Raw genomic sequence first — 26,042 nt, 5'->3', positions numbered from 1 at the left:
CTCACGGCTCCCGCGCCGGTGCCGCCAGTATGATCGCCGCATGGACTGGGAGCTGTGGAACCAGGGGCTGTGGGCCCTCGTGCCGACGATCACGGTCGGAGCCATCTTCTGGTTCGTGATGCGCGCCCTCATCCGCTCGGACCGCAACGAGCGCCGCGCGTACGACCGCATCGAGGCCCGCGAGCGCGAGCGCCGCGGCCTGCCTCCCCGCGACGCCTCCTGACCACCGCCGCCGAGCGGGTGCCTCCCGCGCCCGCTGAGCGGCCCCGCACGACGAACGAGGAGGCGCGGTGCCCGCACCCGACTGGGCTGTGATCCTCCCGATCGCGGCCGTCGTCGTCGAGCTCGTGGTCCGCGTGATCGCCGTGATCGTCGTGCCGCGGAACCGCCGTCCGACCACCGGCCTCGCCTGGCTGATGGCGATCTTCCTCATCCCGTACGTCGGCATCCTGCTGTTCCTCTTCATCGGGAGCTACCGGCTGCCGCGCAAGCGCCGCCGGAAGCAGCAGGAGATCAACCGGTTCATCCTGGAGTCGACCGACGGCATCGACCGCGTCGCCCGGGAGCACCCGTGGCCGCAGTGGCTGGAGTCGGTGGTCACCCTCAACCGCAACCTCGGCGCCATGCCGCTGGTCGGCGGGAACGACGCGCGCCTCCAGGGCGACTACGAGCAGACCATCCGCGCGATGGCCGCCGAGATCGACCGCGCCCGCCGGTACGTGCACTGCGAGTTCTACATCCTCGCCGCCGACTCGACCACCGCGCCCTTCTTCGACGCGCTCGACCGCGCGGTGGCGCGCGGGGTGCGCGTGCGGATCCTCCTCGACCACATCGCGTCGATCCGCGTGCCCGGCTACTACAGCGGCACCCACCGCCGGCTGCGCGCCCTCGAGCGGGCGGGCGCCTCGTGGTCGTACATGCTCCCCGTGCGGCCGTGGCGCGGGCAGTACCAGCGGCCGGACCTGCGCAACCACCGCAAGCTGCTGATCGTCGACGGCAACGCGGCCTTCATGGGCTCGCAGAACGTCGTCGACTCCAGCTACAACAAGCGCGGCAACATCCGCCGCGGCCTGCACTGGCACGACCTGATGGTGCGCCTCGAGGGGCCGGTGGTGCAGGGCATCAACGCCATCTTCATCACCGACTGGTACAGCGAGACCGACGAGCTGCTCCTCCGGGAGTCGGAGCCGATGGAGGCGCTGCAGCAGCGCGACACCATCGACTGCCAGGTGGTGCCGAGCGGCCCGGGGTTCGAGGGCGAGAACAACCTGCGCCTGTTCCTGACGCTGCTCTACTCGGCGCAGAAGTCGATCATCATCACCAGCCCGTACTTCGTGCCCGACGAGGCGATGCTCTACGCGATCACGACGGCGACCCGGCGGGGCGTGCACGTGGAGCTCTTCGTCTCCGAGATCGGCGACCAGGCCGTGGTCTACCACGCCCAGCGCTCGTACTACGAGACGCTGCTGACCGCGGGCGTGCGCATCTGGATGTACCGCAAGCCGACCATCCTGCACGCGAAGCACTTCACGATCGACGACGACGTCGCCGTGATCGGCTCGAGCAACATGGACATGCGCTCCTTCACGCTCAACCTCGAGGTCTCGCTGATGGTGCGCGGCTCGGAGTTCGTCGAGGACCTGCGCCAGGTGCAGCAGGACTACCGCGAGCACTCCCGCGAGCTGACCCTCCGCGAGTGGCGGCAGCAGCCGCTCCGCTCGACCCTGCTCGACAACCTGGCGCGGCTCACCTCGGCGCTGCAGTAGCGCGGCTCCCGTCCGCCCGCCTGCGGAGGATGCGCGGCCCCGACTCGTCGCGCAAGTCCCTGTGCGGGCCGCCGCGCCCCGCGTAGCGTCGGAGCGTCCTCAGCACCATCCGGTTCCGCCTGCCCGGCGCCGGGTTCGAGAAGGGAACGGACATGACGGCATCCCGTACGACGCGCATCCTCATCCTCGGCGGCGGCTACGTCGGCCTGTACACGGCCTGGGGCCTCGAGAAGAGACGGGGGGAGGCGCCGATCGACGTCACCGTCGTCGAGCCGAACCCCTACATGACCTACCAGCCGCTGCTGCCCGAGGTCGCCGGCGGGCACGTCCAGCCGCGCCACGTCACGGTGCCGCTGGTCTCCGCGCTCAAGCGCACCCGCGTGATCCGCGGCGCGATCACCGGCGTGAGCCTCGCCGAGCGCAGCGCCACCGTCGCCGCGATGGACGGCTCCACCCGCACGATCGAGTTCGACCAGGTCGTCTTCGCGCTCGGAGCCGTCACCCGCACGTTCCCCACACCGGGTCTCGCCGAGCACGGCATCGGCTTCAAGACGGTGGAGGAGGCGGCGCACCTGCGCGACCGCGTCATCGAGAACATCGCGAAGGCGGCGCTCACCACCGATCCCGCCGAGCGCCGGCGCCTGCTCACCTTCGTCTTCGTCGGCGGCGGCTACACCGGCGTCGAGGCGCTGAGCGAGCTGCTCGACCTCAGCCGCAAGACCCTCGCCGCACAGCCCTCCCTCTCGATGGGCGACGTCACCTGGCACCTCGTCGAGGCGCTGGACCGGGTCGCCCCCGAGGTCGGTCCCGAGCTCTCGAAGTGGACGCTCGACCACCTCCGCTCGCGCGGCGTGCACGTGCACCTGAAGACGACGATGCCCTCCTGCGAGGACGGCGTCGTGGAGCTCTCCTCGGGCGAGCGCATCCCGACGGCCACGATCGTGTGGACCGCCGGCGTGAAGCCGAACCCGATCCTCGACGCGACCGACGCGCCCCGCGGGCCGAAGGGCCACGTCATGGCGGATGCGCGCCTGCGGGTCATCCGCGAGGACGGCGAGCCGGTGGGCGGCGCCTGGGCGGCCGGCGACGGCGCGCAGGTGCCGGACCTCACCAGCGAGAAGCAGCCCGCGTACTACCCGCCGAACGCGCAGAACGCGGTCCGGCAGGCCAAGCTCCTGGCGCGCAACATCATCGCCGACCTCACCGGAGGCACCGTGGAGGAGTACCGCCACGCCTCCGTCGGGACCGTCGCCGAGTACGGCATCGGCAAGGGCGCCGGCCTGATCAAGGGCGTGAAGCTGCGCGGCCTCCCCGCCTGGCTCGCGCACCGCGCCTACCACGGAGCGGCGATGCCGACCCTGGACCGCAAGTGGCGGATCATCACGGGCTGGCTCGTCGACGCCGTCACTCCGCGCGACCTCTCGCCGATGAGCGCGCTGCAGGATCCGCGCCGCGCCTTCCGCGAGACGGCCGAGGCCACCGATCGCGAGGCAGCAGCGAAGGCCGCCGCGAAGAAGGAGTCGGACGCGTCCTGACGCGCCGGTGAGAGCGCGGGAGTCGCGGTGGTCGAGCGGGATCATCGCGACTCCCGCGCTCCCGCGTCGTGGGCCCCGCCTCGGAGTGCGTCGGCCTGACGGTCTCGGCTCAGGCCCGGCGGCGCGGCTTGAGGCGCACGGTCGGCAGCACGGGCGCGGGGAGCGCGCGTCCGCCGTACCCGTCGACGGTGCCGAACGGTCCCGCGGGATCCGCCCCGGCGATCACGTCGGACTGCCAGCGCTCGCGGGCGGCCGCCACGTCGTCGTGGCTGCGGCCGACGAAGTTCCACCACATCACCAGCTCCTCGGCGAACGGCTCGCCGCCGAGCAGCACCACGCGGGCGCCCGCGTCCCCGGCGGTCAGCACCAGGTGCGAGCGGCCGGGCGCCAGGTAGGCGAGGTCCGAGCGCGGGACGTCCGCGCCCTCGACCGCCACGGGGCCGGCGTCGACGAGCACGCCGTACTCCCACGACACCTCGACCGGCAGCTCGACCCGGGCACCCGGCTCGAGGTCGATCTGGGCGGCGACCAGCGGAGTGAAGGTGCTCGCGGGCACCGACGCGCCCAGCATCCCTCCGACGAAGACGCGCACCAGCGCGCCGGGCAGATCCACGGGCACGCCGCGGTGGTGCTCGAAGAACGGATCGACGAGCCGCGCCTCCTCGGGCAGCGCGACCCAGAGCTGCACCCCGTGCAGGACGGGCGCGCCCCCGGTCGAGACCTCCGAGTGCGAGATGCCGCGTCCGGCCGTCATCAGGTTGAGCTCGCCCGGGCGCACCACGGCGAGGCTGCCGACGCTGTCGCGGTGCTCGATCTCGCCCTCGAAGAGCCAGCTCACGGTCTGCAGGCCGGTGTGCGGATGCGGCGGGACGTCCATCCCGGCCTCCTCGCCGAGCCGCACCGGGCCGTAGTGGTCGGCGAAGCACCATGCGCCGATCGTCGAGCGCGAGCGCTGGGGGAGGGTGCGGCGCACCTCGATCGCGCGCGGACCGCCGAGCGGGACGAGCCGTGCCTCCAGGATCTCGACCGCGCCGGGCTCGCGAGGGACCGGCTCCGCGGCGACGGGGAGCTCGTCGGGATGCTCCTCCAGGTTGCTCATGCGGGAAGTGTATGCCTTCGCATGGACCGGTGGACGGGACCGCCGCCCGCACCCCTCCCGGATCGCGTGCACGCCCAGGGCGAACAGGCCTGCTCACCGGGGGGAGCGCTGGTTACAGTCGACGTATCGGAGCCCACCCCTGCGGGTTCTGTAGGGAGTGACAGCATGTTCGAGAGATTCACCGATCGCGCGCGGCGCGTCGTCGTCCTGGCCCAGGAAGAGGCCAAGATGCTCAATCACAACTACATCGGCACGGAGCACATCCTGCTCGGCCTGATCCACGAGGGCGAGGGAGTGGCCGCCAAGGCGCTCGAGTCCCTCGGGATCTCGCTCGACGCTGTGCGCGAGCAGGTGCAGGACATCATCGGCCAGGGGCAGCAGCAGCCGACCGGCCACATCCCCTTCACGCCTCGGGCGAAGAAGGTCCTCGAGCTGTCCCTGCGCGAAGCGCTGCAGCTCGGCCACAACTACATCGGGACCGAGCACATCCTGCTCGGCCTCATCCGCGAGGGCGAGGGCGTCGCCGCTCAGGTGCTGGTCAAGCTCGGTGCCGACCTGAACCGCGTGCGCCAGCAGGTCATCCAGCTGCTCTCCGGCTACCAGGGCAAGGAGCAGGTCGCCGTGGGCGGTGAGCAACAGCAGCCTCAGGGGGGATCGCAGATCCTCGACCAGTTCGGACGCAACCTCACCCAGGCGGCGCGCGACAACAAGCTCGACCCGGTCATCGGGCGCGAGAAGGAGATCGAGCGGGTCATGCAGATCCTCTCCCGCCGCTCCAAGAACAACCCCGTCCTGATCGGCGAGCCCGGCGTCGGCAAGACCGCCGTCGTCGAGGGCCTCGCCCAGGCGATCGTGCGCGGCGACGTGCCCGAGACGTTGAAGGACAAGCAGCTCTACACGCTCGACCTCGGCTCGCTCATCGCCGGATCCCGCTACCGCGGTGACTTCGAGGAGCGCCTGAAGAAGGTCACGAAGGAGATCCGCACCCGCGGCGACATCATCACCTTCATCGACGAGATCCACACCCTCGTCGGCGCAGGGGCCGCTGAGGGCGCGATCGACGCCGCCTCGATCCTCAAGCCGCTGCTCGCCCGCGGCGAGCTGCAGACCATCGGCGCGACCACGCTCGACGAGTACCGCAAGCACTTCGAGAAGGACGCCGCTCTCGAGCGCCGCTTCCAGCCGATCCAGGTCGCGGAGCCGTCGCTGCCCCACACGATCAACATCCTCAAGGGGCTGCGCGACCGCTACGAGGCGCACCACAAGGTGTCCATCACCGACGGCGCGATCGTCTCGGCGGCCAATCTGGCCGACCGCTACATCAGCGACCGCTTCCTCCCCGACAAGGCGATCGACCTGATCGACGAGGCCGGCGCACGCCTGCGCCTCTCGATCCTCTCGGCGCCGCCGGAGCTGCGCGACTTCGACGACCGCATCGCCGTGGTCCGCTCCGCCAAGGAGGCCGCGATCGAGGACCAGGACTTCGAGAAGGCCGCGTCGCTCCGCGACGAGGAGAAGCAGCTGCTCGGTGAGCGCCTGCGCCTCGAGAAGCAGTGGAAGTCGGGCGACGTCAAGGCCACCGGCGTGGTCGACGAGGGCCTGATCGCCGAGGTCCTCGCCCAGGCGACGGGCATCCCGGTCTTCAAGCTCACCGAGGAGGAGTCCTCGCGGCTCGTCTTCATGGAGAAGGCCCTGCACCAGCGCGTCATCGGCCAGGAGGAGGCCATCGCGGCACTCTCGCGGACGATCCGCCGCACCCGCGCGGGCCTCAAGGACCCCAAGCGCCCCTCGGGCTCGTTCATCTTCGCCGGCCCCACGGGCGTCGGGAAGACCGAGCTGGCCAAGGCGCTCGCCGAGTTCCTCTTCGACGACGAGAACGCGATGATCTCGCTCGACATGTCGGAGTACGGCGAGAAGCACACCGTCTCGCGGCTGTTCGGCGCCCCTCCCGGGTTCGTCGGCTTCGAGGAGGGCGGCCAGCTCACCGAGAAGGTGCGCCGCAAGCCGTTCAGCGTGGTCCTCTTCGACGAGATCGAGAAGGCGCACCCGGACATCTTCAACTCGCTCCTCCAGATCCTGGAGGAGGGTCGACTGACCGACGGCCAGGGCCGTGTCGTCGACTTCAAGAACACCGTCATCATCATGACCACCAACCTCGGTGCTCGTGACATCGCCGGTGGTCCCGTCGGGTTCCAGATCGAGGGCGACAACGCCACCGGCTACGACCGCATGCGCGGCAAGGTCAACGAGGAGCTCAAGAAGCACTTCAAGCCCGAGTTCCTCAACCGCGTGGACGACGTCATCGTCTTCCCGCAGCTGTCGAAGCCCGAGCTGCTCCAGATCGTCGACCTCTTCATCAAGCGCCTGGGCGACCGCCTGCTCGACCGCGACATGACGGTGGAGCTGACGCAGCCGGCCAAGGAGCGCCTGATCGAGGTCGGATTCGACCCGGCCCTCGGTGCGCGCCCCCTGCGCCGGGCGATCCAGCGCGAGATCGAGGACCAGCTGTCCGAGCGGATCCTGCACGGAGAGCTCGGCGCCGGAGACCACATCCACGTGGACTTCGCCGACAACAGGTTCGTCTTCACCACGACCCCGCGCCTGATCTCGATCAGCGCCGGCGCGTCCACCGGAGCGGCCACGGCCGGCCCGGCGACGCCCGACCTGATGTCGTAGCAGGCTGCCGAACGACCCCGTGCCCGTCCCCTCTCGCGAGGGGGCGGGCACGTCGTCGTCCGGGGGTGGGCGCCTGCTCGCAGGATCCCGCGCCCGGTGCGGCCTAGGCTTGTCGAATGGCCGATTGGAAGTACCCGGTGCGCCGCGCGCGCACGAGCGATGTCCCCTTCATCCAGGAGCTCAGCGAGCCGCTCGTGAACGAGCGCATCCTCCTGGGCAAGGACCGCGTGGTGCTCTACGGCGCCGTGCAGGAGTTCCGCATCGCCGAGGACGGGCACGGGACGGCGATCGGCTGCGGTGCGCTCCATGTGATGTGGGACGACATCGCGGAGGTGCGCACCCTCGCGGTCGCGCAGGACTGGCTCGGGAGGGGTGTGGGTCACCACATCCTGGAGCGCCTCGAGAACGACGCGCGCGAGCTCGGCCTGAAGCGCCTGTTCTGCCTCACCTTCGAGGTCGACTTCTTCGCCCGCCACGGCTTCGAGCCGATCGGCGAGAAGGTCGTCGACCCCGAGGTCTACGCCGAGCTGCTCCGCTCTCCCGACGAGGGAGTCGCCGAGTTCCTCGACCTCGCCCGGGTGAAGCCGAACACGCTCGGCAACACCCGCATGCTGAAGACGCTCTGACCGCCGCCACGTCGTAGCCTGTCCCGGTGACTCCGCCGCCCCGCCGCCTGCCCTCCCGGGTCTACCGGCGACGCCGCGCCGGAGTGCTGCTCGCGCTGGTCGTCATCGTCGCGGGCCTGGCGGTGGTGCTGTCGCTGCTCCCGCGGATGACCGGCTCCGACGCCGCGTCGAGCCCCACGCCGACCGTCGTGCTGCCGACGCTCTACCCGACCACCTCGCCCGGTGCGACGCCCGGCGCCGCACCCGCCTGCACGGCCGACTCCGTCGCCGTCACCGCGGTCACGGACGCCACGAGCTACGCGCCCGGCGAGGATCCGCAGCTCTCGCTCTCGCTGGCCAACATCTCGAGCACCGACTGCGTGATCGACGCGGGCACGAGCAAGCAGGTCTTCACGATCACGAGCGGCTCCGAGCAGATCTGGACCTCGACCGACTGCCAGACCGGCGCGGCCGATCTGCCGGTGCTCCTCCAGGCGGGCCGCTCGGTGATGGGCAGCGCGCTGACGTGGGACCGCACCCGCTCCTCCGCCGACACCTGCTCCGGCGGACGCGAGGCGGTCGAGGCGGGCGGCGCCGCTTACAACCTGTCGGTGTCGGTCGCCGGCATCCCCTCGGGCTCGCCCACGCAGTTCCTGCTCCAGTAGTCCGCCCGGGGGACGTGCCGGGTGCGCGGCGGCGCGTAGCATCGCAGGCATGTGGGGGCTGCTCGGCACGATCCTGTCCGCCTCGACCGGCCGGGCGGGGGTGGTCGCGCGGCGCGCGGCGGCCGTGGCACTCGCGGTCCCGCTGCTGGTCGGCGGAGCGGCGGCGCAGGCCGTGGCGGCTCCGCACCCTGTCGCGGCTCCGCAGCCCGTCGCGGGTGTCGTGCGCGCGGATGTGGACGGCTTCCGGTTCTCGGAGTACTCGGCCGACTTCCGCCTCGACCGCGACGAGGAGGGCCGCTCGACGCTGACCACCGTCGAGACCTTCGTCGCCGAGTTCCCGCCGTCGCAGAACCGCGGCATGCAGCGCGCGATCCCGCTCGACTACGAGGGGCACCCGACCGACGTCGACCTGGTGTCCGTCACCGACGGCGACGGGGCGGCGCGGCCGGTCGACACCGAGCGCGAGGACGGCTTCCTCCTGGTCACCAGCGCAGCGGACGAGTTCGTCAGCGGCAGCCAGACCTACGTCTTCACCTACACGCAGCACAACACGACCCTGCCTGGATCCGGCACGCGCAGCGGCGAGGACGAGTTCTACTGGGACGTCAACGGCACGGGCTGGCGCCAGTCCTTCGACCGCTACGACGTGCGCGTCGAGCTCGCCGGTTCGCTGGCCTCCGCCGCGACGGGGACCGTCAGCTGCTACCGGGGGCCGGAGGGCTCGACGACGCCCTGCCCGATCGGCCGCGACGGCGCGGTCGTCACGGCGTCGGGGGAGTCGCTGGCTCCGGGGGAGAACGTGACCGTGGCGATCGGCTTCGCCCCCGAAACCTTCACGCCGCGCGACGACCGCTACCTCGCCTCCGGCTGGTCCTGGGTGCAGCTGGGCGGCCTCGCCGCGGTCCTGATCGGCCTCGCGCTCGCCGTGCACCGGCGCCGGACCGTGCTCCGCGACGCTCCCGGCCGCCCGACCGTCGTCGCCGAGTACGACCCGCCCGCGGAGGGGCTGTTCCTCTCCGCCGCGCTGCTGCGGAAGACGTCGAAGGCCCCCGCGGCCGGACTCCTGGACGCCGCCGTCCGCGGTCTCGTGCGCATCGAGGAGACGGGGGAGGGGCGGAAGCAGGAGTACGCCGTGCGGGTGCTCGACCCTGCGACGACGCCGACGCGACGCGCGGGACGCCCGCGGCCCCTCGCCTCCGACGACCGCGAGTTCCTCGACATCGCCCTCGGCCGGGCGCCGGGGACGGTGCGTGAGCTCTCGGGCAAGGACAAGGAGTTCGGCAAGGCCGTCGGACAGTTCCGGACCGCGCTGGGCAACAGGGTGACCGAGGCGGGACTGAAGAAGGCCGGGACGATCGGCGGCAGCGTGCTCGTGATCGTCCCGCTGCTGCTGGGTGTCATGGCCGCCTTCCTGGGCGCGATCCTCCTGATGACCCGCTCCTTCGGCGGAGCGCTCCCGCTCGTGCTGATGCTCGTCGCGATCGTCGCGGCCGTCGTCGGGACGATCCTGGTCTCGAGGGTGCCGCTGACGGCCGCGGGCGCGGAGCTGCGCGACCATCTGCGCGGGCTCGAGCTGTACATCCGCCTGGCCGAGGCCGACCGGATCGCGATGCTGCAGTCGCCACGCGGGGCGGACCGGCGCACGGTCGGACCGGTCGAGGTGGTCGAGGTGACGGAGCGCCTGCTGCCGTGGGCCGTGCTCTTCGGTCTCGAGAAGGAGTGGTCGGCGGAGCTCGCGTCGGCCTACGAGCGCACCGGTGAGGAGCCGGTCTGGTACTCCGGACCGAACGGCTTCCACGCGGCGGCCTTCGCCGGCAGCGTGTCCTCGTTCTCGTCGTCGACGTCGAGCTACGTCGGATCCTCGTCGAGCTCCTCGAGCGGCGGCGCGGGCGGTGGCGGCAGCTCGGGCGGGGGCGGCGGAGGCGGCGGCGGAGGCGGCGTCTAGGGGCAGGCTGCGACGGGCGGCCGCGGCGGATCGGACGCGCGCGTGGTCGGGCGGAGCTGTCGGGCAGTGCCCATCGAGCCGGTGTTCGCCTCCGGTGGCGATCCTCGACCATGCGGTGGACGGGGGCGCAAGCGGCTCCGAGCGGTGGACGGGTGCGTGTGCAGCGTGCCGGGGACGCGGCCGTCAGTGCGTGGGCACCCGCTCCGGACGGATGCGCTCGGGAACGGGGACGAGCGCGTGGGTGATCGCGCTCGAGAGGGTGAAGGCGCTGGAGTCGAGGTGCGAGGAGTGCCCGAGTCGTGTCGCTTCGGAGGCGCGCTGCTTCGCTCCGGAGGCGGGCCGAATGTCTCCCGAGAGGCTGATCTCGCCGAACGCGGCGATCCCGGGCCGCAGCGGCGTGTAGGCGTGGGCGGAGGCGATGGCGACCGCGATCGCCAGGTCCGCCGCCGGCTCCATGAGCTTCACGCCGCCGACGGTCGACACGTAGACGTCGCAGCGCCGCAGGGGGATGCCCGCCTGCCGCTCGAGGACCGCGAGGATCATCGCGACCCGGGACGCGTCGACTCCGTTCGTGACGCGGCGGGGGTGCTCGCCGTCGTTCGCGATCACGAGCGCCTGGATCTCGACGGGGAGCGCGCGGCGTCCCTCCATCGCGACCGTGACGCAGATGCCCGGGGTGGGGAAGCGGGTGCGGCTGAGGAACAGACCGCTCGGGTCGGGGATCTCGGCGATGCCCTCGGCGGTCATCTCGAAGCAGCCGACCTCGTCCGTCGGGCCGAAGCGGTTCTTGAGCGAGCGGACGAAGCGCAGCGCCGTCTGCCGGTCGCCCTCGAAGTGGCAGACCACGTCGACCAGGTGCTCGAGCAGGCGCGGCCCCGCGATGGAGCCGTCCTTCGTGACGTGTCCGACGAGCACGAGGGGGAGCGCCCGCTCCTTGCAGACGCGGATGAGGGTCGCGGCGACCTCGCGGACCTGGCTGGGACCGCCGGGCAGGCCGTCGACGGTGTCGCTCGCGACCGTCTGCACCGAGTCGACGATGAGCAGATCCGGCCTGACCTCGTCGATCTGGCCGAGCACGGTGGCGAGGTCGGTCTCGGCCGCGAGGAAGAGGCTGTCGTGCATCGCGCCGGTGCGCTCGGCCCGCATGCGCACCTGCGCGGCCGACTCCTCCGCGCTGACGTAGAGGACCCGCTGGCCCTCGGCCGCGGCGCGGCTCGCGACCTCGAGCAGGAGGGTCGATTTGCCCACGCCGGGCTCTCCCGAGAGCAGCACGACCGCGCCGGAGACGATCCCGCCGCCGAGCACGCGGTCGAGCTCGCCCACGCCGGTGGGGCGGTGCGCCGCCGACGTGGTCTCGATCTCGGTGATGGGCCGCGCGATGCGGCCGGCGGCCGGAGCCACAGCGGCGACCGCGCGGACGAGGCCGGTGCGCTCGGTGCTCTCGATCACGGAGCCCCACTGCTGGCACTCGCCGCAGCGGCCTACCCACTTCGCGGTCGTCCATCCGCACTCCGAGCAGCGGTACGGGGCGGTGCGCGTCTTCGAGGAGGCCATGAGGTCCTTTCGGGGCGGAGGAGGGGGACGAGCGCGACGTTACGGGGGACCCCCGACACCGCCGCTCGTTCGAACGTGTCTTCGACAGTACCGTCGACTACCGACGCCGGGAGCGGGGCGCGCCAGGCCGGGGGTGAGGTCGCGTGGAAGCCGTCTGTGGAGGAGCGTCGTCGCGGAGGGGCGGAGGCGGAGGATCGCGCCTCGGAAGACGACTCCCGAGCGCCGCTCCGTCGGCGTCGGACGTCTGCGGGAGACTGGGGGACATGCCCTCGACAGTGCACGTCCTCAAGTCCGGCCGCCCGCTCGGAGTCAGCTGGTCCGGCCCCGAGGGCGCCGAGCGGGTCGTCGTCCTGGCGCATCCCGCTCCCGGCTCCTCGGACTTCGACCCCGACCCGGAGGCGACCGCGCGCCACGGGGTGCGCCTGCTCTCGTTCGACCGCCCGGGTTACGGCGCCTCCTCCCTCCTGACCGACCTCGACCCCGCCGGAGCGGGCGTCGGCGCCAGCCCCGAGCAGGCCGCCGCCGACATCGCCGAGTACCTCGCGACCGTCGGCATCGCCTCCGTCAGCGCCGCCGGCTGGTCGGCGGGAGGCCGCGTGGCCCTCGCGCTCGCCGCGAACTACCCCGGCCTCGTGGAGCGCGTCGCCGTGATCGGCACGCCCGCTCCCGACAGCGCCGTGCCGTGGGTCGGCGACGAGAACCGTGCCGAGCTCGCGCGCCTGGCCGAGCTTCCGCTCGACGAGGCCGTCCGCTCGCTCACCCGCACGCTCGAGGGCGCCTTCGGCCCGGCCCCCGCCCCGGACGCCCTGCTCGGGATGCTCGGCTCCGGCGATGCCGACACGGCGGTGCTCGAGACCCCCGGAGTCCGCGAGCGCCTCTCGCGCATGCTCGAGCGCGCTGCCGCCCAGGGCGCCCTCGGCATGGCCGCCGACCTCATCGGCTACGGCGTGCAGGAGTGGGGCTTCACCGTCGAGTCCGCCGAGCCGCCCGCGCTCCTCCTCTACGGCGCCGAGGACGCGGTCGCCGGCCGCCGCCATGCCGAGTGGTACGCCGCCCGGCTGCCCGACTCCCGCCTCGAGGTCGTGCCCGGCCGCGGCCACCTGCTCGCGATCCCGGAGTGGGACCGTGTGCTCGGCTTCCTCCTCCCCGCCTGACGGCGGCCCGTCCTCTCGATTGGCGCGACTTCCGGCCGTCGCGTACACTCGACCCCGGTACCGTGTCCGAGCGGCCGAAGGAGCATGTCTCGAAAACATGTGTGGGCTTGCGTCCACCGTGGGTTCAAATCCCACCGGTACCGCCAACGAGAAGGCCCCCCGCTTCCACGGAAGCAGGGGGCCTTCGTCGTTCTCGGCGTCGGGCGGCGGTCGCGACGTGCGGGTCAGCCGGCGTGGAGCAGCCAGGAGCGGCCGGCGCGCAGGGCCCGGTACAGGCGCCTGACCGCGTGGTCGGCCTCGGCCGAGCCGACGTCCGAGAAGGAGCCCGCCCCGCCCCAGAGCCCGAGCGCGTCGGCGGCCGCCGCCCGCACCTCTCTGCGGGTCGTCGCTCCGGCGAACAGCTCGTCGAGCCGGTCCGCGACGCGGGCCCGCGCGCCGTCCTGCTGCGACCGTGCGACCTCGCGCACCTCAGCGACGGCCGCCGTGATTTCGGCGAGCACTGCGGGGATCGCGCGGTCCATCCTCCAGAGCCTAGGAGCGCGAGCGCTGCGAGGCGGCGTGGGTCAGGAGCGTCGCCACGACTCCGACGAGCACGCCCAGCGCGGTCTCGAGCGCCCGGTCGCGCAGCAGCACGAGCTCGTCGACGGGATGCGCGAGCTCGACCATGAGGATCGCGAGCGGAGTGACGAAGGCGAGGGTCAGGCCGTAGTTGCGGCCGACGATGAGCTCGGCGGTCATCTGGAGGAGCACCACCACCACGATCACGGCGAGCGGGGAGAGCGGCAGGGCCAGGAGCGCGGCCGCGATCAGCACTCCGACGATCGTGCCGAGCATCCGGTGGCCCGCGCGCACGAGCCGGGCGCCGGCGTCTGCTCCCGAGACGGCTGCGACGGCGGAGACCATCGCCCAGTAGGGGTGGCCCAGGCCGGTCGCGGTCGGGATGGTGCCCGCCACCAGGACGACGGCCCCGAAGCGGAGCAGGGCGGCGCGCGTCGCCGGACGGGCCGCCGCCGCGCGGAACGAGGTGCGCCACGGCGTCGGGGCGAGGCGGCGTGCGCGGCGGAGCGCGAGACCGCTCAGGCCGACGACGAGCGAGAAGGCGGCGGAGCCCGCGGCGAGAGCGACGGCGAGCGGGATCCGCGAGGGCTCGGACGGGACGGACGCGCACGCCGTGACGGCGAACACCGGGAACAGCGGGCCGGGCGGATGCCAGTGCAGGGCGTCGCTGAGATAGGCGGTCGCGACGGTCACGGCGACCACGACGGGGATGATCAGCCAGTCGCGGTGAGGAGAGAGGGAGACGACGGTGCCGAGGGTCACGGTGGTGACGAGGAACGCGGCGGCCGACAGCTGCATCAGCAGGCGCGGCCGGTGCGTGTGCTGGCGTCCGTAGAGGGCCGTGAAGGCGCCGAAGGTCGCGTAGAGGGCGAGATCGGTGCGGCCGAGCGCCCAGAGGACGAGCAGCGGGACGGCGATCGAGACGCCGGCGCGCAGGGCGACGCGATGGGCGCCGGCGTGCGGGCCGAAGGCGAGGAGCTCGCGGGGGTGGGGCAGAACGGGGGTGGTGGCCATCGGGTCCTCTGATCGGGGTCCGAGCGGCGGCGGCCGGAGAAGTGGTTCACGGGTGAAGCAGATATACTTTACGCGTGAATGACTCTGAAGGCCAGCCGGATGACGCGGTCGACGAGATCAGGGCGGGCTGGGCGGTGCTGCGGCCCGAGCTCGACACCTCCGCCGTCGACGTCGTCGGGCGGGTGATCCGCGCCTCCGCGCTGATCGTGCGGGCGACGGAGGAGCTGCTCGCCGCCCACGGGCTGACCCGCGGCGAGTTCGACGTGCTCTCCACGCTGCGTCGCGCCGGCGCTCCGCAGTCGCCGACGACCCTCCGGACGATCGCCCTCGCCTCCGCTCCCGCGATCACCAAGCGCGTGCACTCGCTGGAGCGGCGGGGCCTGGTGCGGCGCGCCGCGAACCCGGCGGACGGGCGCGGCTCGCTCATCACGCTGACTCGCGAGGGGGAGGAGCTGGTCGACCGGGCCTTCCCCGAGGTGCTCGACGCCGAGCGGGTGCTGCTCTCGGGGGTGCCCGCCGATCTGCGGGCGGAGGCGTCGCGCTCGCTCCGCGCGGTGCTCGCGAGCGTCGAGGCGGCCGCGAGCCGGTGATGCGCGCGGGGACCGCGAGGCAGCGGGTGCTCGCTACCGTGGTCCCATGCGCCTGACCTCGAGCTTCACCGTGCCGACGCGGCCGCCGGTGCTGCAGCTGGTCAAGACGGCGGCGGCCACGGTCGTCACCTGGCTCCTCGCCGGCGTCGTCTTCCCGGGGACGCTGCCCGTCTTCGGCGCGATCGCCGCGCTCCTCGTCGTCGCGCCGAGCATCAACCAGTCGTTCTCCAAGGCCCTCGAGCGCTCGGTCGGCGTCATCATCGGCGTGATCGTCGGATCAGTGATCGGCACGGTGCTCGGCGGCGAGAGCATCATCGTTCTCCTCGCGATCGTGGCCGCGATCGCCGTCGGGTGGGCCGTGCGCCTGACCCCCGCCTCCGCGGTGCAGATCCCGATCAGCGCGATGCTCGTGCTCTCGGTGGGCGCGGTCACGCCGAACTACGCGCTCGACCGCATCCTCGAGACCCTGCTGGGCGCGGCGGTGGGAGTCGTCATCAACGTGCTCATCGTCCCTCCGGTCGTGCTGGCACCGGCCGAGCGGGCGATCGGAGACCTCACCGCTCAGCTCGCCGCCGCCCTCGACGACCTCGGCGACGCCCTCCAGGCCCCCGTCCCGCGACGCCGGCTCGACGAGCTGCTCATCAACGCCCGGCTGCTGCAGACCATGCAGAGCAAGGCGGAGGAGGCGATCGCGACCGGCGAGGAGTCCCTCCGCCTCAACCCGCGCCGCTCCGCCCACCGCGACCGGCTGCTGGCCCTCGACTCCGTCGTCCCGCGGCTGGGGCGCATCGTGACCCGGGTCCGGGGCATGACGCGGACCGTGCACGACCTCTACGACGACGAGCTCGTCGGGGAGCCGACGATCGCCGACATCGCCGTCCAGCTGCACCGGGCCGCCCACGATCTGCGGCTCCTCGTGCAGTCCTCGGTCGACGTTCCCGAGCCGGAGGCGATCACGGACGAGCTGCCCGCTCTCACCGCGCCGCTCGTGATCGCGACTCCGCATCCGCAGCACTGGATCCTGCTGGGGGCGCTCGCCGAGGACCTGCGGCGCATCCGCGAGGAGATCGTCGGCGCCGAGTCCTGACGGGCGGGCGCCGAGTGGCGTCGGCGGGAGGGCTGCTCTCGCGAGCGCTCGGCGTCTCGCGCCGCGCGACATGCGGCTCGTGGTGGCCTGCGGTGGTCAGCCGTCCTGCTCGCCGTCCTTCCTCGGTCCGCCGCCCTCGACGAGTTCGCCGTCGCCCGGGTCCGGAGCGACCTGGTGCAGTGCCTCGGGATCGCTCGCCTCGGCGTGGAGGGTCTTGCCCTCGGCGATGAGGGAGTCGTCGTCCACGAGGATCCCGGCCAGCTCGGTGATGCGTCCCCGGAGAGCGCCGATCGGGTCCTCGGTGGGCGCGTCCTCTTCGGAGTGGTCGACCTCCGAGTCGGGGTAGCGGCGGAGGGCGGCCTCGTCCCGGTCGGGCTGCGGCGCCCGCGCGTGCTCGACGCAGAGGCGGGCGACCTCCTCCGCGTGCGCGTGCATCACGGAGTGGGAGGCGTCGGGGATCTCCCAGGCCCGCGCGTGCGGCATCGACCGGGCGATCTCCTCCGCCCACTCGCGCGGCACGAGCCGGTCGAACTCGCCGCGGATGACGAGGGCGGACGCGCGGATCCGGGGGACGGTCTCCTCGATCCGGTAGTGCATCATCTCGGGCAGCACACGGGAGAACCAGCGCGGTCCGCAGAGGAGGTAGGCGCCCGCGGCGAGGATCGCGACCTTGATCGGCTCGCGGACGCTCGACTGGGCGAAGCGGAGCGCGGCGGTCGGGAGGCGGCGCTCGTGCCGGTTCATCACGGGTCCGAGCAGGACGATGGTGGTCAGCTCCGGACGGCGCGCGGCGAGCTCGGCCACCACCTGCGTCCCCATCGAGTGGCCGAGGACGACGGGATCGTCGAGGCCGAGCTCGTCGATGACGGCGCCGACCAGCTCGGCGTAGTCTCCGATGTCCATGCGGCGCGCGTCGATCGGGTGCGGTACGCCGCCGAAGCCCGGCAGGTCGAGAGCGTGCACCGGACCGAACTCGTTGAGCGCGGGCGCGAGGCGCTCGAAGTAGGTGGCCGCGACTCCGATCCCCGACACGAGGACGAACGTGCGCTCGCCGTCGCGCCCCACTGTGCTCACCCGCGCCCAGACGTCTCGGTGGTGCACCCGCTGGACCGAGACGTCGGTGCTGCGGGTGCGGCGGTGCGGATCCCGCCCCCGGGAGCGCGTGGTCGCGAAGACGTCGCGGACTCCGCGCCGCAGGGTCGTGGCGAGGGTGGGGAGGAGGTCGCTCGGGCGGAGCACGGGGCCTCCTTCGATCGGGGGAGTCGGTCGCTGCGAGCCTAGGCGCTCGCCGCCGGGCTCAGATCAGCATGTCGTCCGACCTGTGGAGGATCAGACGGGCGGGCCCGGTGTTCAGGACGCCGTTCGTGAGGGGTGCGGTCCGGACGCCGCCGCGCCGGCGCATCGCCCGGAACGCCCCGGGGGCGAGCACGACGTCCATCCAGGCGCAGGGGTTGGCCGGTCGTCCGCCCTGGAACTCGATCCGCTCCCCGCCCTGCTCGATCGCGAACGTGCGGCCGGCGAGCGCATCGACGTCGGCGCCGCGGACGATGATGTTGCGGCGGGCGTCGGCGGGGTCGAAGGGCCCTGCGCCGAGCTCGGCGGCGATGTGCTCGAGGGTCTCGACCGCGAAGAGCGTGATCGCCGCGGGGCGGTGCGCGCGCTGGGCGAAGAAGCGGTCGCCGACGATGCCGAGGCCTGCGCGGATCTCGATCCGCTCGGGCTGCTCGTTGCCCTCGGACGGCACCGGGCCATCGGCGGGGCGGCCCTCGTAGCGGTGCAGCGGAGAGACGACGAAGCCCACGAGCTCGATCGCGGCGGCCTCCATGAGCCCACGGTACGCCGTGAGGGGGAGCAGCGGCATCCGCCCGTCGGAGGCTCTGCGGCGCGTTCCGGGACACCGCGACGGAGCCTGGGTTCTCGTGGCTGCGGCGGCGTCCCGAGACGGAGCCGTCTGCGCCGCCGCCGCCGATTCGCGGAGGGGGCTCCCGGCATGTATAGTCGTACCTCGTTGCGTGCGCCTCTGGCCCACGCGATGGACTGCGCCCGTAGCTCAACGGATAGAGCATCTGACTACGGATCAGAAGGTTGGGGGTTCGAATCCCTCCGGGCGCACTCTGGTTGAGACAGAGCAGAACGGCCCGCTTCGGCGGGCCGTTCTCGTTTTAACGGTCAATCGTTCCGGTGGCTGTCGGCGTCGGTCTCCCGGAGAGCGCGGGGCGACGGAACGGCCGGTCCTCCGTCTCGCAGGACGCCTCTTCGCGCCGTCGACGGCGCCGACCGTCTTCCGCCCGCATCCGCGATCAGTCCGCGCTCGTGCTCGCGATCACTCCTCGCGGGCTCTGCGATCACCCGTCGCGAGCACGCCGCTCGGCTCTTCTCGCGCGCCGTTTCCTCCTCCACAGCGCCCATCTCGCGCCGTTCTCCACGGATGCAGCCGTACCGGCCGCGGTGACGTCGAACCGAGCAATACTCTCCTTCCGTGGGGCTGAACGGTCGCCGCCGACGCAGTGCGCTCGGTCGGCAGAGGAGAGGACATCGGATGAGTCGAACGGAACAGTCGGGGCGGGACGAGCGCGGACGACCCCGAGCGCGGACGGCGCGAGCGCTGGTCGGCACGACGGCGGGCTGCGTGCTCGTGAGCGGGCTGCTGGGCGGAGGCCTCGCACCGCCGCCCGCCCTCGCCGCCGACGGTCCTCACACGACGATCGAGAACACCCTCTTGCAGGGAGGCGCGACGAACGCCGGCGTGACGACCGTCTCGGCCTGGGTCCAGAAGGGCGAGACGCTCCGGGTGGACCTCCACCCGCTCCAGGCGGGCTCGGGCACCGGCGAGGGCGAGACCGGCGGCGGTACCGCCCGGGTGACGGCTCCGGGCGGAGCCGTCCTCGACGAGCAGGACTTCGCGCCCGGAGCGGCGCCCTCGGTGTCCGCCGGCGGCTCGTTCGTGGCGGACGAGACCGGGGTCTTCCAGATCCGGGTGTCCGACGACGACGTGACGGCGCCGGTGAACCTCGTCTGGAGCATCGGCGTCCAGGACGCGCGGGGCGCGGCGGTCGCGGGCCGGGTGTGGTCCGAGTCCTATGCGATCCAGTCCGGGGCGAAGGAGTCCTACTCCTCGCCCGAGGAGAGGCGCTCGTCCTTCACGCTCCACGCCGTCACGGAGACGGGCGCCCGCTACGAGCTGGGGCTGCGCGGCTACGACGGGGTCGCCTCGACGGTCCAGGCCACGAACAAGGGCAACGTGAAGGTCGGGTCGTCCGATCCGTCCTATCTCTCGGTCCCCATGCCGCAGTCGAGCGAGGCGGGCGGCATCGGGGCGCAGTACGTCCAGGCGTCCGGACGCTCCGGGATCGACGGCCTGCAGACCTACAAGCTCTTCCTGGACCCGCCGTCGTCCGACCTGCCGGAGTCGATCGCTCCGCCCTACCAAGCGCCGACGATCGAGGGCCTCGCCTTCCGGCGGTCGTCCGCGGGCTCCGACGCGGGCACGCTCACGGGCGTCCTGGGGACGCAGCCGGGCACCGTCGTCGTGGACGTCGATGCGGACGGGGACGGCTCCTACGACGGCGAGCGCGACGTGCACCTCACCCGGATCGCGGGGACGACCGGTCCCTTCTCGGTCGACTGGGACGGACGGGACGCGAAGGGCGGGGCGGTCGACGTGACCGACCCCGACGTCACCTTCCGCGCCTCCATCGGCCGCACGAACGAGTTCCACTTCACGCGGGTCGACGCCGAGACGTCCGCCGGCGGCGTGTCCGTCGTGAGGTCGACCGGCGGCGGCGACGACCCGTCGATGGTCCACTGGGACGACTCGCTCCTCGCCGGATCGAACTCGGAGCGGTACTCCGGCACCTCCGCGGTGACGTCCGGCGACGGCGGCACCGACTCGTCCGGCGGGGTGCACCGCTGGGAGGGCGACGACTCCGGGCGGGGCCGCGTCCCCAACGCCAACGACTCGGTGCACGGCTCCTACGGCGACCTGCGGGCGATCGACGACTGGGCCTACGGCTCGGACGGTGCGGTCGCGGTCGCACGCCTCGATCCGCTCGCGCCGCACGTGACCATCGCGAAGACCTCGTCGGTCGACTCCGCCACTCCGCTGCTCCGCGGCGGCCGCGTGCCCTACCGGGTGACGCTGACCTCGGACGGGACCGGGGACTACTCCGACGCCGCCGTCATCGACTACCTCGACAAGGGCGTGCTCGACGACGCCGAGCTCGACTCCGGCTCCCTCCGCGCTTCGCAGGGCACGGCCATGATCGATGCGGAGACGGGCCGCATCTCCTGGGCGGCCGGCAGCCTGCCGGTCGGGGCGACGGCCGAGCTGACCTTCGACGTGATCGTGACCGGCGAGGGGGACCGCGCGCTGACGAACACGGCCTGCCTCGCCGATGCGCCCTTCGCTCCCGCCTCGTCCGGCACGGGGACCGACGCGAACCCCTGCGCCACCGTCCCGCACGACATCGGCGAGGGGTCGCTCCTGATCCGGAAGACCGCGTCCCAGGCGAGCGCCGAGCACGGCGGCACGGCGGGCTTCGACATCGTCGTGGCGAACACCGGAACGGTCGACGCGACGGACGTGACCGTGACCGACGTCCCGACGCTCGACCACCTGCTCGAGGCGACCATCGAGAACGGCGCCGGAGGAACGCAGCCGGCCACGGAGCCCGTCACGGGTCTCGACATCCCCGCCGGCGGCCAGGTGTCGCTGCACGTCAGCGGCCGGGTCGCCGACGGGTACGACGCCGCGACCCTGCCCAACCGCGTCTCGATCACCCACCAGCCCGAGGGCTTCGACCCGCCGACGGTCGCGAACGCCTGCGCTGACGATGCGACGTCGTCCTGCGCCGAGATCCCGGTGCCGCCCGTCGAGGGAAGGCTCTCCATCGAGAAGACGGCGATCGGGAATCAGGTCGACCACGGCGGGCGTGCCGGGTTCCGGATCGTGGTCGCCAACGAGGGGGCTCGGCCGGCGGACGGGGTGACCCTCACCGACATCCCCGAGCTCGCGCACCTGAGCGACGTCACGATCTCCCGGGACGGCGGCCCGGCGTCGTCCGACCTGACTGTCGAGAACCTGTCTCTGGCCCCGGGAGCGTCGACGACGTTCACCGTGACCGGACGGGTCTCCGACGGCGTGGACGCGTGGACCATCCCCAACCGGGCACGCCTGACCGAGGTCCCGGAGGGCTTCGATCCGACGACCGTCCTGCACCCGTGCGCGGACGACGGTGGAGCCAGCTGCGCCCAGGTGGCGGTGCCTCCGGTCGGACTCGTGCCGACGGTGCTCGCCTCGACGGGAGCGGCGGCCGGGCCCCTCGCGGCCGGAGCCGGCGCTCTGCTCCTGGCCGGCGGCGCTCTGACGGCGCTGCGCCGTCGCTCGACCCGCACCTCGTGAACCGGAGCCCGGGCCGCTGCAGCGCGGCCCGGGCTCCCGGACCCTCTCCTCGAAAGGCACTACTGCATGACCGAGCACGGCCTCCCGTACCGCATCACCGAGCGCTTCCCTCTCCCCGATGGACGCGTCGGCGTCAGCACCTGGTGGTCCGCCGACCCGGAGCAGCTGGAGCAGCAGCTCCGCACGCGCTCCGGGCATCCGCATCCCGAGAGGGAGCCGGTCCGGAGACTGCACCTCGCGACCGCGACGATCGTGCTGATCGAGGAGCGGACCGCGGGAGGCTTCCGCCCGCTCGACCCCCACCTCCGAGCCCGCACCGATCCGCGCTGGCGCCGGGCTCTCCTGCGGTCGCGCAGGTCGGCCCGGCTCCGACGGGTCATCGGTCCGCGGGACCTGCCGAGGGCGGATCCGCCGGTCGAGGTGTCACGGCACGTGGATCCGACACGTCGAGTGTGAAGGAGGCGGGCGGAGAGCTCGGCACCTGATGCGCGGTGAGGGTCTCCCCGCAAGGACGCCGTCGGGTCAGGCGGCTTCCTCGAGGTCGTCCGCGACCGCGACGGGCGCGTCGACCGGGGCGCACGGGGGAGCCGACTCGGCTGGGGATGCCGAGGCCGCGATGCGCGAGCGCTCGAGCCCGGCGAGGAGCACGGCGAAGGCCTCCTCGAGCTCGGCGGTGTCGCGGAGCAGGACGCGCTCGCCGCTCGTCGGGTCGAGGCGGACCGTCCGGTAGGCCGGGCGGGGGAGATCGGAGACCAGGGTGATGATGCCGAGGACGACGCCGCTGCGGCGGGCGCGCGCGGTCCAGCGGTTGGCGTGGGTGCGGAGAAGGATCATGACCGGGGCCGTCCTCGGTGACGTGGTGCAGGAGCGGGGGGAGGGGGGTGTCGCTGGCGGTGCGGGGATCCTCTCGAAGCTTGCTGCACGAAGGGCCTCCGCTTCCTGTGCTTGACAGCAGAGCCGAGCAGCGGTCACCGGCGCCGGGCGGCCGCCGCGGCGTGCAGGGCCCGCAGGAACTCGGGGACGACCGGGTTTCCGGTGTCGCGGGCGAGCACACCGATCTCACGGCTCGCGCCCGGATCGTCGATCGGGATCTCGCGGACGTCGTCGTCGACCGAGGACGGGCTCGGCGGCAGGATCGTGAGTCCGAGGCCGGCTGCCGCGAGTCCCCGGGCGGCGCGGTAGTCGCCGACCTCGAACGCCGGCACGGGGTCGCGGCCGTCCACGGCGAGCAGGCGCCGGGCCGACTCGTGGAGGCCGTAGCCGGGCGCCAGCATGATCAGGTCGAGGCCGCGGAGGTCCTCCACCGTGACCGAGCGCCGCGAGGCCAGCGGATGACGGGGGTCCACGACCGCGAGAAGAGGCTCCGAGTAGAGGGTCGTCGTGGTGGTTCCGGGGAGATCGGGCGGATCCGCGACGATCGCCAGCTCGGACTCGCCCTCCGCCACGGCCCTCAGGCAGAGGGCTCGGGAGCCGTGACGGAGCCCGAAGCCCACCTGCGGCCAACGTCGGCGGAACCGGCGGATCACATCCGGCACGAAGCTCTCCCCGAGGAGCGTCTGGAAGGCGAGGTCGATCCGGCCGTGCTCCACGTCGCCCGCCTGCCGCACCTCCGCGAGGCCGGCGCGGATCACCGACATGCCGTCCTGAGCGACCTCGGCGAGACGGGTCCCCGCCTCCGTCAGCACCACCCCGCGGCCCTCCCGGCGGACCAGGGGAGTGCCGACCAGGCCGGACAGCCGGGCGAGCGACCGGCTCGCGGTCGGCTGCGGGATCCCGAGCTCGGCGGCCGCCGCCGTGACGCTCCCGGTCTGGGCGACCGCGACGAGCAGGGGCAGGAGGCGGAGGGTCGCGGGCCAGTCGTCGGACACGCCACCACCCTAGATCCGGACATGACCAGAACGCATGAACAGTACGAGAAAGGGCATTAGTGATGCACCCGCAGGCGGTCTACCGTCGGAATCATGAGCACCGCCGCACGCACCCGACCGATGCGCGCAGCGGCGCCCTTCTCGCAGCGGCGGCTGACCATCGCCCTCCTCGCCGCCGGGGTCGCGACCTTCGCCGAGCTCTACGCCGTGCAGAGCGTCCTCCCGCAGCTCGCGCGGGAATGGGCCCTCGCCCCGTCCGACGCCGCGCTCACCGTCTCGGCCGCGACCCTCGGACTGGCGCTCTCGGTGCTGCCGTGGGCCTCGGTGGCCGAGCGCATCGGACGGCTCGAATCCATGCGGATCGCGGTCCTCACGTCCGTGGTCCTGGCGCTGCTCGCCTGCGTCGCCCCGACCTTCGAGCTCCTGCTCGTCCTGCGCTTCCTCGGGGGAGCAGCACTGGGTGCCGTCCCGGCGCTCGCCGTCGCGGCGATCCACGACCGGGTCGGAGGCGCCGGAGCGACGGCCGCCGCGACCGCCTACGTCTCCGGGACCACGATCGGCGGTGCCGCCGGACGCCTGCTCGCCGGACCGCTCGCGGCGGCGCTCGGATGGCGCGGAGCCCTGCTCGTCGTGACGGCCGTCTGCGCAGCGGCGGCGATCGTCTTCGCGGTGCTCGCGCCCCGGGGCGGCGGCGCGCGCGAGACTGCTCCCGGCGGCTGGCGAGCAAAGACGGCGCAGGTGCTCCGCGATCCGATGCTCGTCGCGATCGCGCTGCAGACGTTCCTCGCGGTCGGCGTGTTCGTCGCGGTCTACAACTACCTGGCGTTCCGGCTCGAGGCGCCCCCGTTCGCACTCGCGCCCGCGCTCGTCTCCCTCCTCTTCGCCGCCTACCTCGCGGGAACCGTCTCCTCCCGGCTCGCGGGGAGATGGGGGCCGCGGATCGGCCCCCGCCTCGTCATGCGGATCGGCGTCGCCCTGATGATCGTCGGACTGCTGGTGATGCTCGCCGAGAACGTCGCCGTGGTGATCGCGGGACTCCTCGTCTTCACGGCCGGCTTCTTCGCCCTGCACGCGACCGGCGCCGCCTGGACGGGAGCGCGCGCGGCTCCGGCACTCCGTGGGCACGCCGGCGCGGTCTACACGATCGCCTTCTACGCGGGCTCGGCCGCCGGCGGCTGGCTCCTCGGCCTGGCCGTCGGAGCCGGAGGCTGGTCGGCGCTGACGGCGGTGACGATCGGCCTGCTGCTGGTCGGAGCGGGGATCGTCAGCCTCCCGTCGCGCACCACCGCGGCCGGGCGCTGAACCCCCGCCTCCGTCGACCGCCCCCCGAGCTCCGCCCGGCACCTCCCCGCAGCGGGCGAGGTGCGACATGATGGCCCGACTGCACGAAGCGGGGGACGGCATGGCGCGGAGCACCGGAGCGGACGGCTCCCCACGCGAGAGCGGCGGGACGGACGAGGGCGGCACCGACCCGCGCTACCACGCGGGCTTCCAGCGCGGCTACGACGGACGCGGCGCCGAGCGGCGCGGCAGCGGAGAGGAGCGCCTCCGCTCCCCGTTCCTGTCGGGCGGCGCCGCGGGCACCGGGCGCTCGGCCGGCCGGAGAGGCGGCGGGTCCGCTCCCGAGCACGAGGACGTGCGATCGGTCGGCGGCCCGACGGGCTCCCGAGTCTCCGGCCGACTCACCGCTCCGGAGCGCGCGAGAGCGGCGGTGCGGGCCGTCCCGACACCCGCGGAGCCGACCGCGCCCCGACCCGCAGAGCCGACAGTCCCACTCCCGACCGAGCCGACCGTCCCGCTCCCCGCCGAACCCGACTCCGCTCCCCGCGACGCGGCACCCGGCTCCGGTGACCGTCGCGACGCGACCGACGCCGACCCCCGCCCCGCCGTCCCCTTTCGCCGCATCGCCGGAGCCCTGGGGGTCGTCGGCGGCGTGAGCGTCCTCGTCGGACTCCTCGCCCTCTGGAACAGCTCCCACAGCTGGTACGACTACTCGCCGTCGCAGAGCGCCTTCGGGCCCGAGCAGTACCTGCGCGTGCTCAGCGACAACGCGATCGGACCGTTCCTCACCGTCGGCCTGATCGCGCTCGGCCTGGCTGTCGTGGTCCCGCTGCTGAGGGCTCCCCGCCGATGACGCGGGTCCGCCTGCTCTGGGCCGCCGCGATCGCGGTGACCGTCGTCCTCTGGGCCGCAGTGCTCGCGCTCCCGGTCGTGGTCCTCCTGCTGCCGAACCAGTACCAGGGCGATTCGATCACGGTCCCGCCGGAGCTCTACGTGCGGCAGGCGCTCGCGATGGTCGCGCCGCCGCTGCAGACCGCCGCCCTGGTGATGCTGGGGGTGCTGATCGTCGTCGCGGTGGCTCGGCGCGCGCCCGCGAAGGCCCGTGCGACGGCGGCGGCGAGCGGCTGGGACGACGCCGTCCTCCTCGACCCGGACGGCCGCGAGCAGCGCGGAACAGGCCCGGCAGGCCGCTGAGCAGACGCTGCTGCGTCGGAATCCATCCGCTGCTCCCCGGTCAGAAGCCG

23 protein-coding genes and 2 tRNA genes are annotated in these 26,042 nt (G+C 73.1%); 17 read left to right on the top strand and 8 right to left on the bottom strand.

What is annotated here, in order from left to right; all coding sequences use genetic code 11:
- Nucleotides 1-40: 40 nt before the first annotated feature.
- The 3 genes from C5B95_RS03225 (at nt 41) to C5B95_RS03215 (ending at nt 3,301) form a co-directional block, all read left to right on the top strand.
- Nucleotides 41-223 carry a hypothetical protein gene (locus tag C5B95_RS03225; protein ID WP_104224094.1) on the top strand — a complete coding sequence of 61 codons (183 nt, stop codon included), beginning with the start codon at nt 41-43 and terminating at the stop codon, nt 221-223.
- Nucleotides 224-290: 67 nt separating this feature from the next.
- Nucleotides 291-1,766: a cardiolipin synthase gene (gene cls, locus C5B95_RS03220; RefSeq protein ID WP_104224093.1), complete on the top strand. Its 1,476-nt coding sequence runs from the start codon at nt 291-293 to the stop codon at nt 1,764-1,766.
- A gap of 152 nt (nt 1,767-1,918) precedes the next feature.
- Nucleotides 1,919-3,301, top strand: coding sequence for an NAD(P)/FAD-dependent oxidoreductase (locus C5B95_RS03215; protein ID WP_104272976.1), 1,383 nt, complete (start codon nt 1,919-1,921; stop codon nt 3,299-3,301).
- A 109-nt stretch (nt 3,302-3,410) separates the two neighbouring features.
- Here the strand turns inward: C5B95_RS03215 and C5B95_RS03210 are convergent, their stop codons facing one another.
- Nucleotides 3,411-4,400, bottom strand: a complete 990-nt coding sequence (locus C5B95_RS03210) for a pirin family protein (RefSeq protein WP_104348453.1) — start codon at nt 4,398-4,400, stop codon at nt 3,411-3,413.
- A 165-nt stretch (nt 4,401-4,565) separates the two neighbouring features.
- On the opposite strand from C5B95_RS03210, the gene C5B95_RS03205 reads away from it, so the two are divergent.
- The 4 genes from C5B95_RS03205 (at nt 4,566) to C5B95_RS03190 (ending at nt 10,291) form a co-directional block, all read left to right on the top strand.
- The gene (locus C5B95_RS03205) at nt 4,566-7,076 is read left to right on the top strand and encodes an ATP-dependent Clp protease ATP-binding subunit (RefSeq protein ID WP_104234294.1); all 2,511 of its coding nucleotides are present in this window, start codon (nt 4,566-4,568) and stop codon (nt 7,074-7,076) included.
- A 116-nt stretch (nt 7,077-7,192) separates the two neighbouring features.
- On the top strand, nt 7,193-7,702 hold the full coding sequence (locus C5B95_RS03200; protein WP_104224089.1) for an amino-acid N-acetyltransferase: 510 nt from the start codon (nt 7,193-7,195) through the stop codon (nt 7,700-7,702).
- Between the two features lie 26 nt (nt 7,703-7,728).
- Nucleotides 7,729-8,346, top strand: coding sequence for a hypothetical protein (locus C5B95_RS03195; protein WP_104226002.1), 618 nt, complete (start codon nt 7,729-7,731; stop codon nt 8,344-8,346).
- Nucleotides 8,347-8,395: 49 nt separating this feature from the next.
- A complete protein-coding gene (locus tag C5B95_RS03190; protein ID WP_181067983.1) occupies nt 8,396-10,291 on the top strand; it encodes a DUF2207 domain-containing protein in 1,896 nt (631 codons plus the stop codon).
- 183 nt (nt 10,292-10,474) lie between these two features.
- Here C5B95_RS03190 and radA read toward each other — a convergent pair whose 3' ends face one another.
- Entirely contained in the window at nt 10,475-11,845 is a 1,371-nt protein-coding gene (radA, locus tag C5B95_RS03185) for a DNA repair protein RadA (protein WP_104224086.1), read from the bottom strand.
- A gap of 263 nt (nt 11,846-12,108) precedes the next feature.
- Between radA and C5B95_RS03180 the strand changes: the two genes are divergently transcribed.
- Both C5B95_RS03180 and C5B95_RS03175 read left to right on the top strand, forming a co-directional pair.
- Nucleotides 12,109-12,999: an alpha/beta fold hydrolase gene (locus C5B95_RS03180; protein ID WP_104348452.1), complete on the top strand. Its 891-nt coding sequence runs from the start codon at nt 12,109-12,111 to the stop codon at nt 12,997-12,999.
- 56 nt (nt 13,000-13,055) lie between these two features.
- Nucleotides 13,056-13,145 (top strand) — tRNA-Ser (locus C5B95_RS03175).
- A gap of 78 nt (nt 13,146-13,223) precedes the next feature.
- Here the strand turns inward: C5B95_RS03175 and C5B95_RS03170 are convergent.
- On the bottom strand, nt 13,224-13,520 hold the full coding sequence (locus C5B95_RS03170; RefSeq protein ID WP_104348451.1) for a hypothetical protein: 297 nt from the start codon (nt 13,518-13,520) through the stop codon (nt 13,224-13,226).
- Nucleotides 13,521-13,530: 10 nt separating this feature from the next.
- Nucleotides 13,531-14,571, bottom strand: a complete 1,041-nt coding sequence (locus tag C5B95_RS03165) for an FUSC family protein (protein ID WP_104348450.1) — start codon at nt 14,569-14,571, stop codon at nt 13,531-13,533.
- 74 nt (nt 14,572-14,645) lie between these two features.
- Between C5B95_RS03165 and C5B95_RS03160 the strand changes: the two genes are divergently transcribed.
- Both C5B95_RS03160 and C5B95_RS03155 read left to right on the top strand, forming a co-directional pair.
- Nucleotides 14,646-15,161 (top strand): MarR family winged helix-turn-helix transcriptional regulator, encoded by a 516-nt coding sequence (locus C5B95_RS03160; protein ID WP_104348449.1) that lies wholly within the window; start codon nt 14,646-14,648, stop codon nt 15,159-15,161.
- A gap of 46 nt (nt 15,162-15,207) precedes the next feature.
- A complete protein-coding gene (locus tag C5B95_RS03155; protein ID WP_104225996.1) occupies nt 15,208-16,248 on the top strand; it encodes an aromatic acid exporter family protein in 1,041 nt (346 codons plus the stop codon).
- 96 nt (nt 16,249-16,344) lie between these two features.
- Here the strand turns inward: C5B95_RS03155 and C5B95_RS03150 are convergent, their stop codons facing one another.
- Both C5B95_RS03150 and C5B95_RS03145 read right to left on the bottom strand, forming a co-directional pair.
- Nucleotides 16,345-17,487, bottom strand: a complete 1,143-nt coding sequence (locus tag C5B95_RS03150; RefSeq protein ID WP_181067982.1) for an alpha/beta fold hydrolase — start codon at nt 17,485-17,487, stop codon at nt 16,345-16,347.
- 58 nt (nt 17,488-17,545) lie between these two features.
- A complete protein-coding gene (locus C5B95_RS03145; protein ID WP_104348508.1) occupies nt 17,546-18,073 on the bottom strand; it encodes an MOSC domain-containing protein in 528 nt (175 codons plus the stop codon).
- A 214-nt stretch (nt 18,074-18,287) separates the two neighbouring features.
- On the opposite strand from C5B95_RS03145, the gene C5B95_RS03140 reads away from it, so the two are divergent.
- The 3 genes from C5B95_RS03140 (at nt 18,288) to C5B95_RS03130 (ending at nt 22,105) form a co-directional block, all read left to right on the top strand.
- Nucleotides 18,288-18,360: transfer RNA gene (locus C5B95_RS03140), tRNA-Arg, on the top strand.
- 427 nt (nt 18,361-18,787) lie between these two features.
- On the top strand, nt 18,788-21,649 hold the full coding sequence (locus C5B95_RS03135) for a DUF11 domain-containing protein (RefSeq protein ID WP_104348447.1): 2,862 nt from the start codon (nt 18,788-18,790) through the stop codon (nt 21,647-21,649).
- Between the two features lie 66 nt (nt 21,650-21,715).
- A complete protein-coding gene (locus tag C5B95_RS03130) occupies nt 21,716-22,105 on the top strand; it encodes a hypothetical protein (protein ID WP_104348446.1) in 390 nt (129 codons plus the stop codon).
- A gap of 66 nt (nt 22,106-22,171) precedes the next feature.
- On the opposite strand, the gene C5B95_RS03125 is transcribed toward C5B95_RS03130, so the two are convergent.
- Both C5B95_RS03125 and C5B95_RS03120 read right to left on the bottom strand, forming a co-directional pair.
- Nucleotides 22,172-22,483 (bottom strand): hypothetical protein, encoded by a 312-nt coding sequence (locus C5B95_RS03125; protein WP_104348445.1) that lies wholly within the window; start codon nt 22,481-22,483, stop codon nt 22,172-22,174.
- A gap of 134 nt (nt 22,484-22,617) precedes the next feature.
- The gene (locus C5B95_RS03120) at nt 22,618-23,517 is read right to left on the bottom strand and encodes a LysR family transcriptional regulator (RefSeq protein WP_104307935.1); all 900 of its coding nucleotides are present in this window, start codon (nt 23,515-23,517) and stop codon (nt 22,618-22,620) included.
- Nucleotides 23,518-23,610: 93 nt separating this feature from the next.
- Between C5B95_RS03120 and C5B95_RS03115 the strand changes: the two genes are divergently transcribed.
- The 3 genes from C5B95_RS03115 to C5B95_RS03105 all read left to right on the top strand — a co-directional run bounded on the left by C5B95_RS03115 (nt 23,611) and on the right by C5B95_RS03105 (nt 25,992).
- Nucleotides 23,611-24,819: an MFS transporter gene (locus C5B95_RS03115; protein WP_104348444.1), complete on the top strand. Its 1,209-nt coding sequence runs from the start codon at nt 23,611-23,613 to the stop codon at nt 24,817-24,819.
- Nucleotides 24,820-24,886: 67 nt separating this feature from the next.
- Entirely contained in the window at nt 24,887-25,651 is a 765-nt protein-coding gene (locus C5B95_RS03110; protein ID WP_146076479.1) for a hypothetical protein, read from the top strand.
- Nucleotides 25,648-25,992 carry a hypothetical protein gene (locus C5B95_RS03105; RefSeq protein WP_104348442.1) on the top strand — a complete coding sequence of 115 codons (345 nt, stop codon included), beginning with the start codon at nt 25,648-25,650 and terminating at the stop codon, nt 25,990-25,992. The genes C5B95_RS03110 and C5B95_RS03105 overlap by 4 nt, the downstream gene beginning before the upstream one ends.
- Nucleotides 25,993-26,042 lie beyond the last annotated feature (50 nt).

The organism is Rathayibacter sp. AY1A7, assembly GCF_002930845.1.
In the GTDB taxonomy this organism is placed as follows: Bacteria; Actinomycetota; Actinomycetes; order Actinomycetales; family Microbacteriaceae; genus Rathayibacter.
The sequence above is the reverse complement of the archived record's forward strand: the minus strand, read 5'-3'. Positions and strand labels throughout refer to the sequence as shown.

Coding starts and splice junctions, on each gene's coding strand:
- C5B95_RS03145 (WP_104348508.1), bottom strand. CDS start 18,073: ATGGAGGCCGCCGCGATCGAGCTCGTGGGCTTCGTCGTCTCTCCGCTG.
- C5B95_RS03205 (WP_104234294.1), top strand. CDS start 4,566: ATGTTCGAGAGATTCACCGATCGCGCGCGGCGCGTCGTCGTCCTGGCC.
- C5B95_RS03155 (WP_104225996.1), top strand. CDS start 15,208: ATGCGCCTGACCTCGAGCTTCACCGTGCCGACGCGGCCGCCGGTGCTG.
- C5B95_RS03180 (WP_104348452.1), top strand. CDS start 12,109: ATGCCCTCGACAGTGCACGTCCTCAAGTCCGGCCGCCCGCTCGGAGTC.
- C5B95_RS03135 (WP_104348447.1), top strand. CDS start 18,788: ATGAGTCGAACGGAACAGTCGGGGCGGGACGAGCGCGGACGACCCCGA.
- C5B95_RS03165 (WP_104348450.1), bottom strand. CDS start 14,571: ATGGCCACCACCCCCGTTCTGCCCCACCCCCGCGAGCTCCTCGCCTTC.
- radA (WP_104224086.1), bottom strand. CDS start 11,845: ATGGCCTCCTCGAAGACGCGCACCGCCCCGTACCGCTGCTCGGAGTGC.
- C5B95_RS03170 (WP_104348451.1), bottom strand. CDS start 13,520: ATGGACCGCGCGATCCCCGCAGTGCTCGCCGAAATCACGGCGGCCGTC.
- C5B95_RS03210 (WP_104348453.1), bottom strand. CDS start 4,400: ATGAGCAACCTGGAGGAGCATCCCGACGAGCTCCCCGTCGCCGCGGAG.
- C5B95_RS03115 (WP_104348444.1), top strand. CDS start 23,611: ATGAGCACCGCCGCACGCACCCGACCGATGCGCGCAGCGGCGCCCTTC.
- C5B95_RS03125 (WP_104348445.1), bottom strand. CDS start 22,483: ATGATCCTTCTCCGCACCCACGCCAACCGCTGGACCGCGCGCGCCCGC.
- C5B95_RS03105 (WP_104348442.1), top strand. CDS start 25,648: ATGACGCGGGTCCGCCTGCTCTGGGCCGCCGCGATCGCGGTGACCGTC.
- C5B95_RS03225 (WP_104224094.1), top strand. CDS start 41: ATGGACTGGGAGCTGTGGAACCAGGGGCTGTGGGCCCTCGTGCCGACG.
- C5B95_RS03190 (WP_181067983.1), top strand. CDS start 8,396: ATGTGGGGGCTGCTCGGCACGATCCTGTCCGCCTCGACCGGCCGGGCG.
- C5B95_RS03130 (WP_104348446.1), top strand. CDS start 21,716: ATGACCGAGCACGGCCTCCCGTACCGCATCACCGAGCGCTTCCCTCTC.
- C5B95_RS03110 (WP_146076479.1), top strand. CDS start 24,887: ATGATGGCCCGACTGCACGAAGCGGGGGACGGCATGGCGCGGAGCACC.
- C5B95_RS03200 (WP_104224089.1), top strand. CDS start 7,193: ATGGCCGATTGGAAGTACCCGGTGCGCCGCGCGCGCACGAGCGATGTC.
- C5B95_RS03215 (WP_104272976.1), top strand. CDS start 1,919: ATGACGGCATCCCGTACGACGCGCATCCTCATCCTCGGCGGCGGCTAC.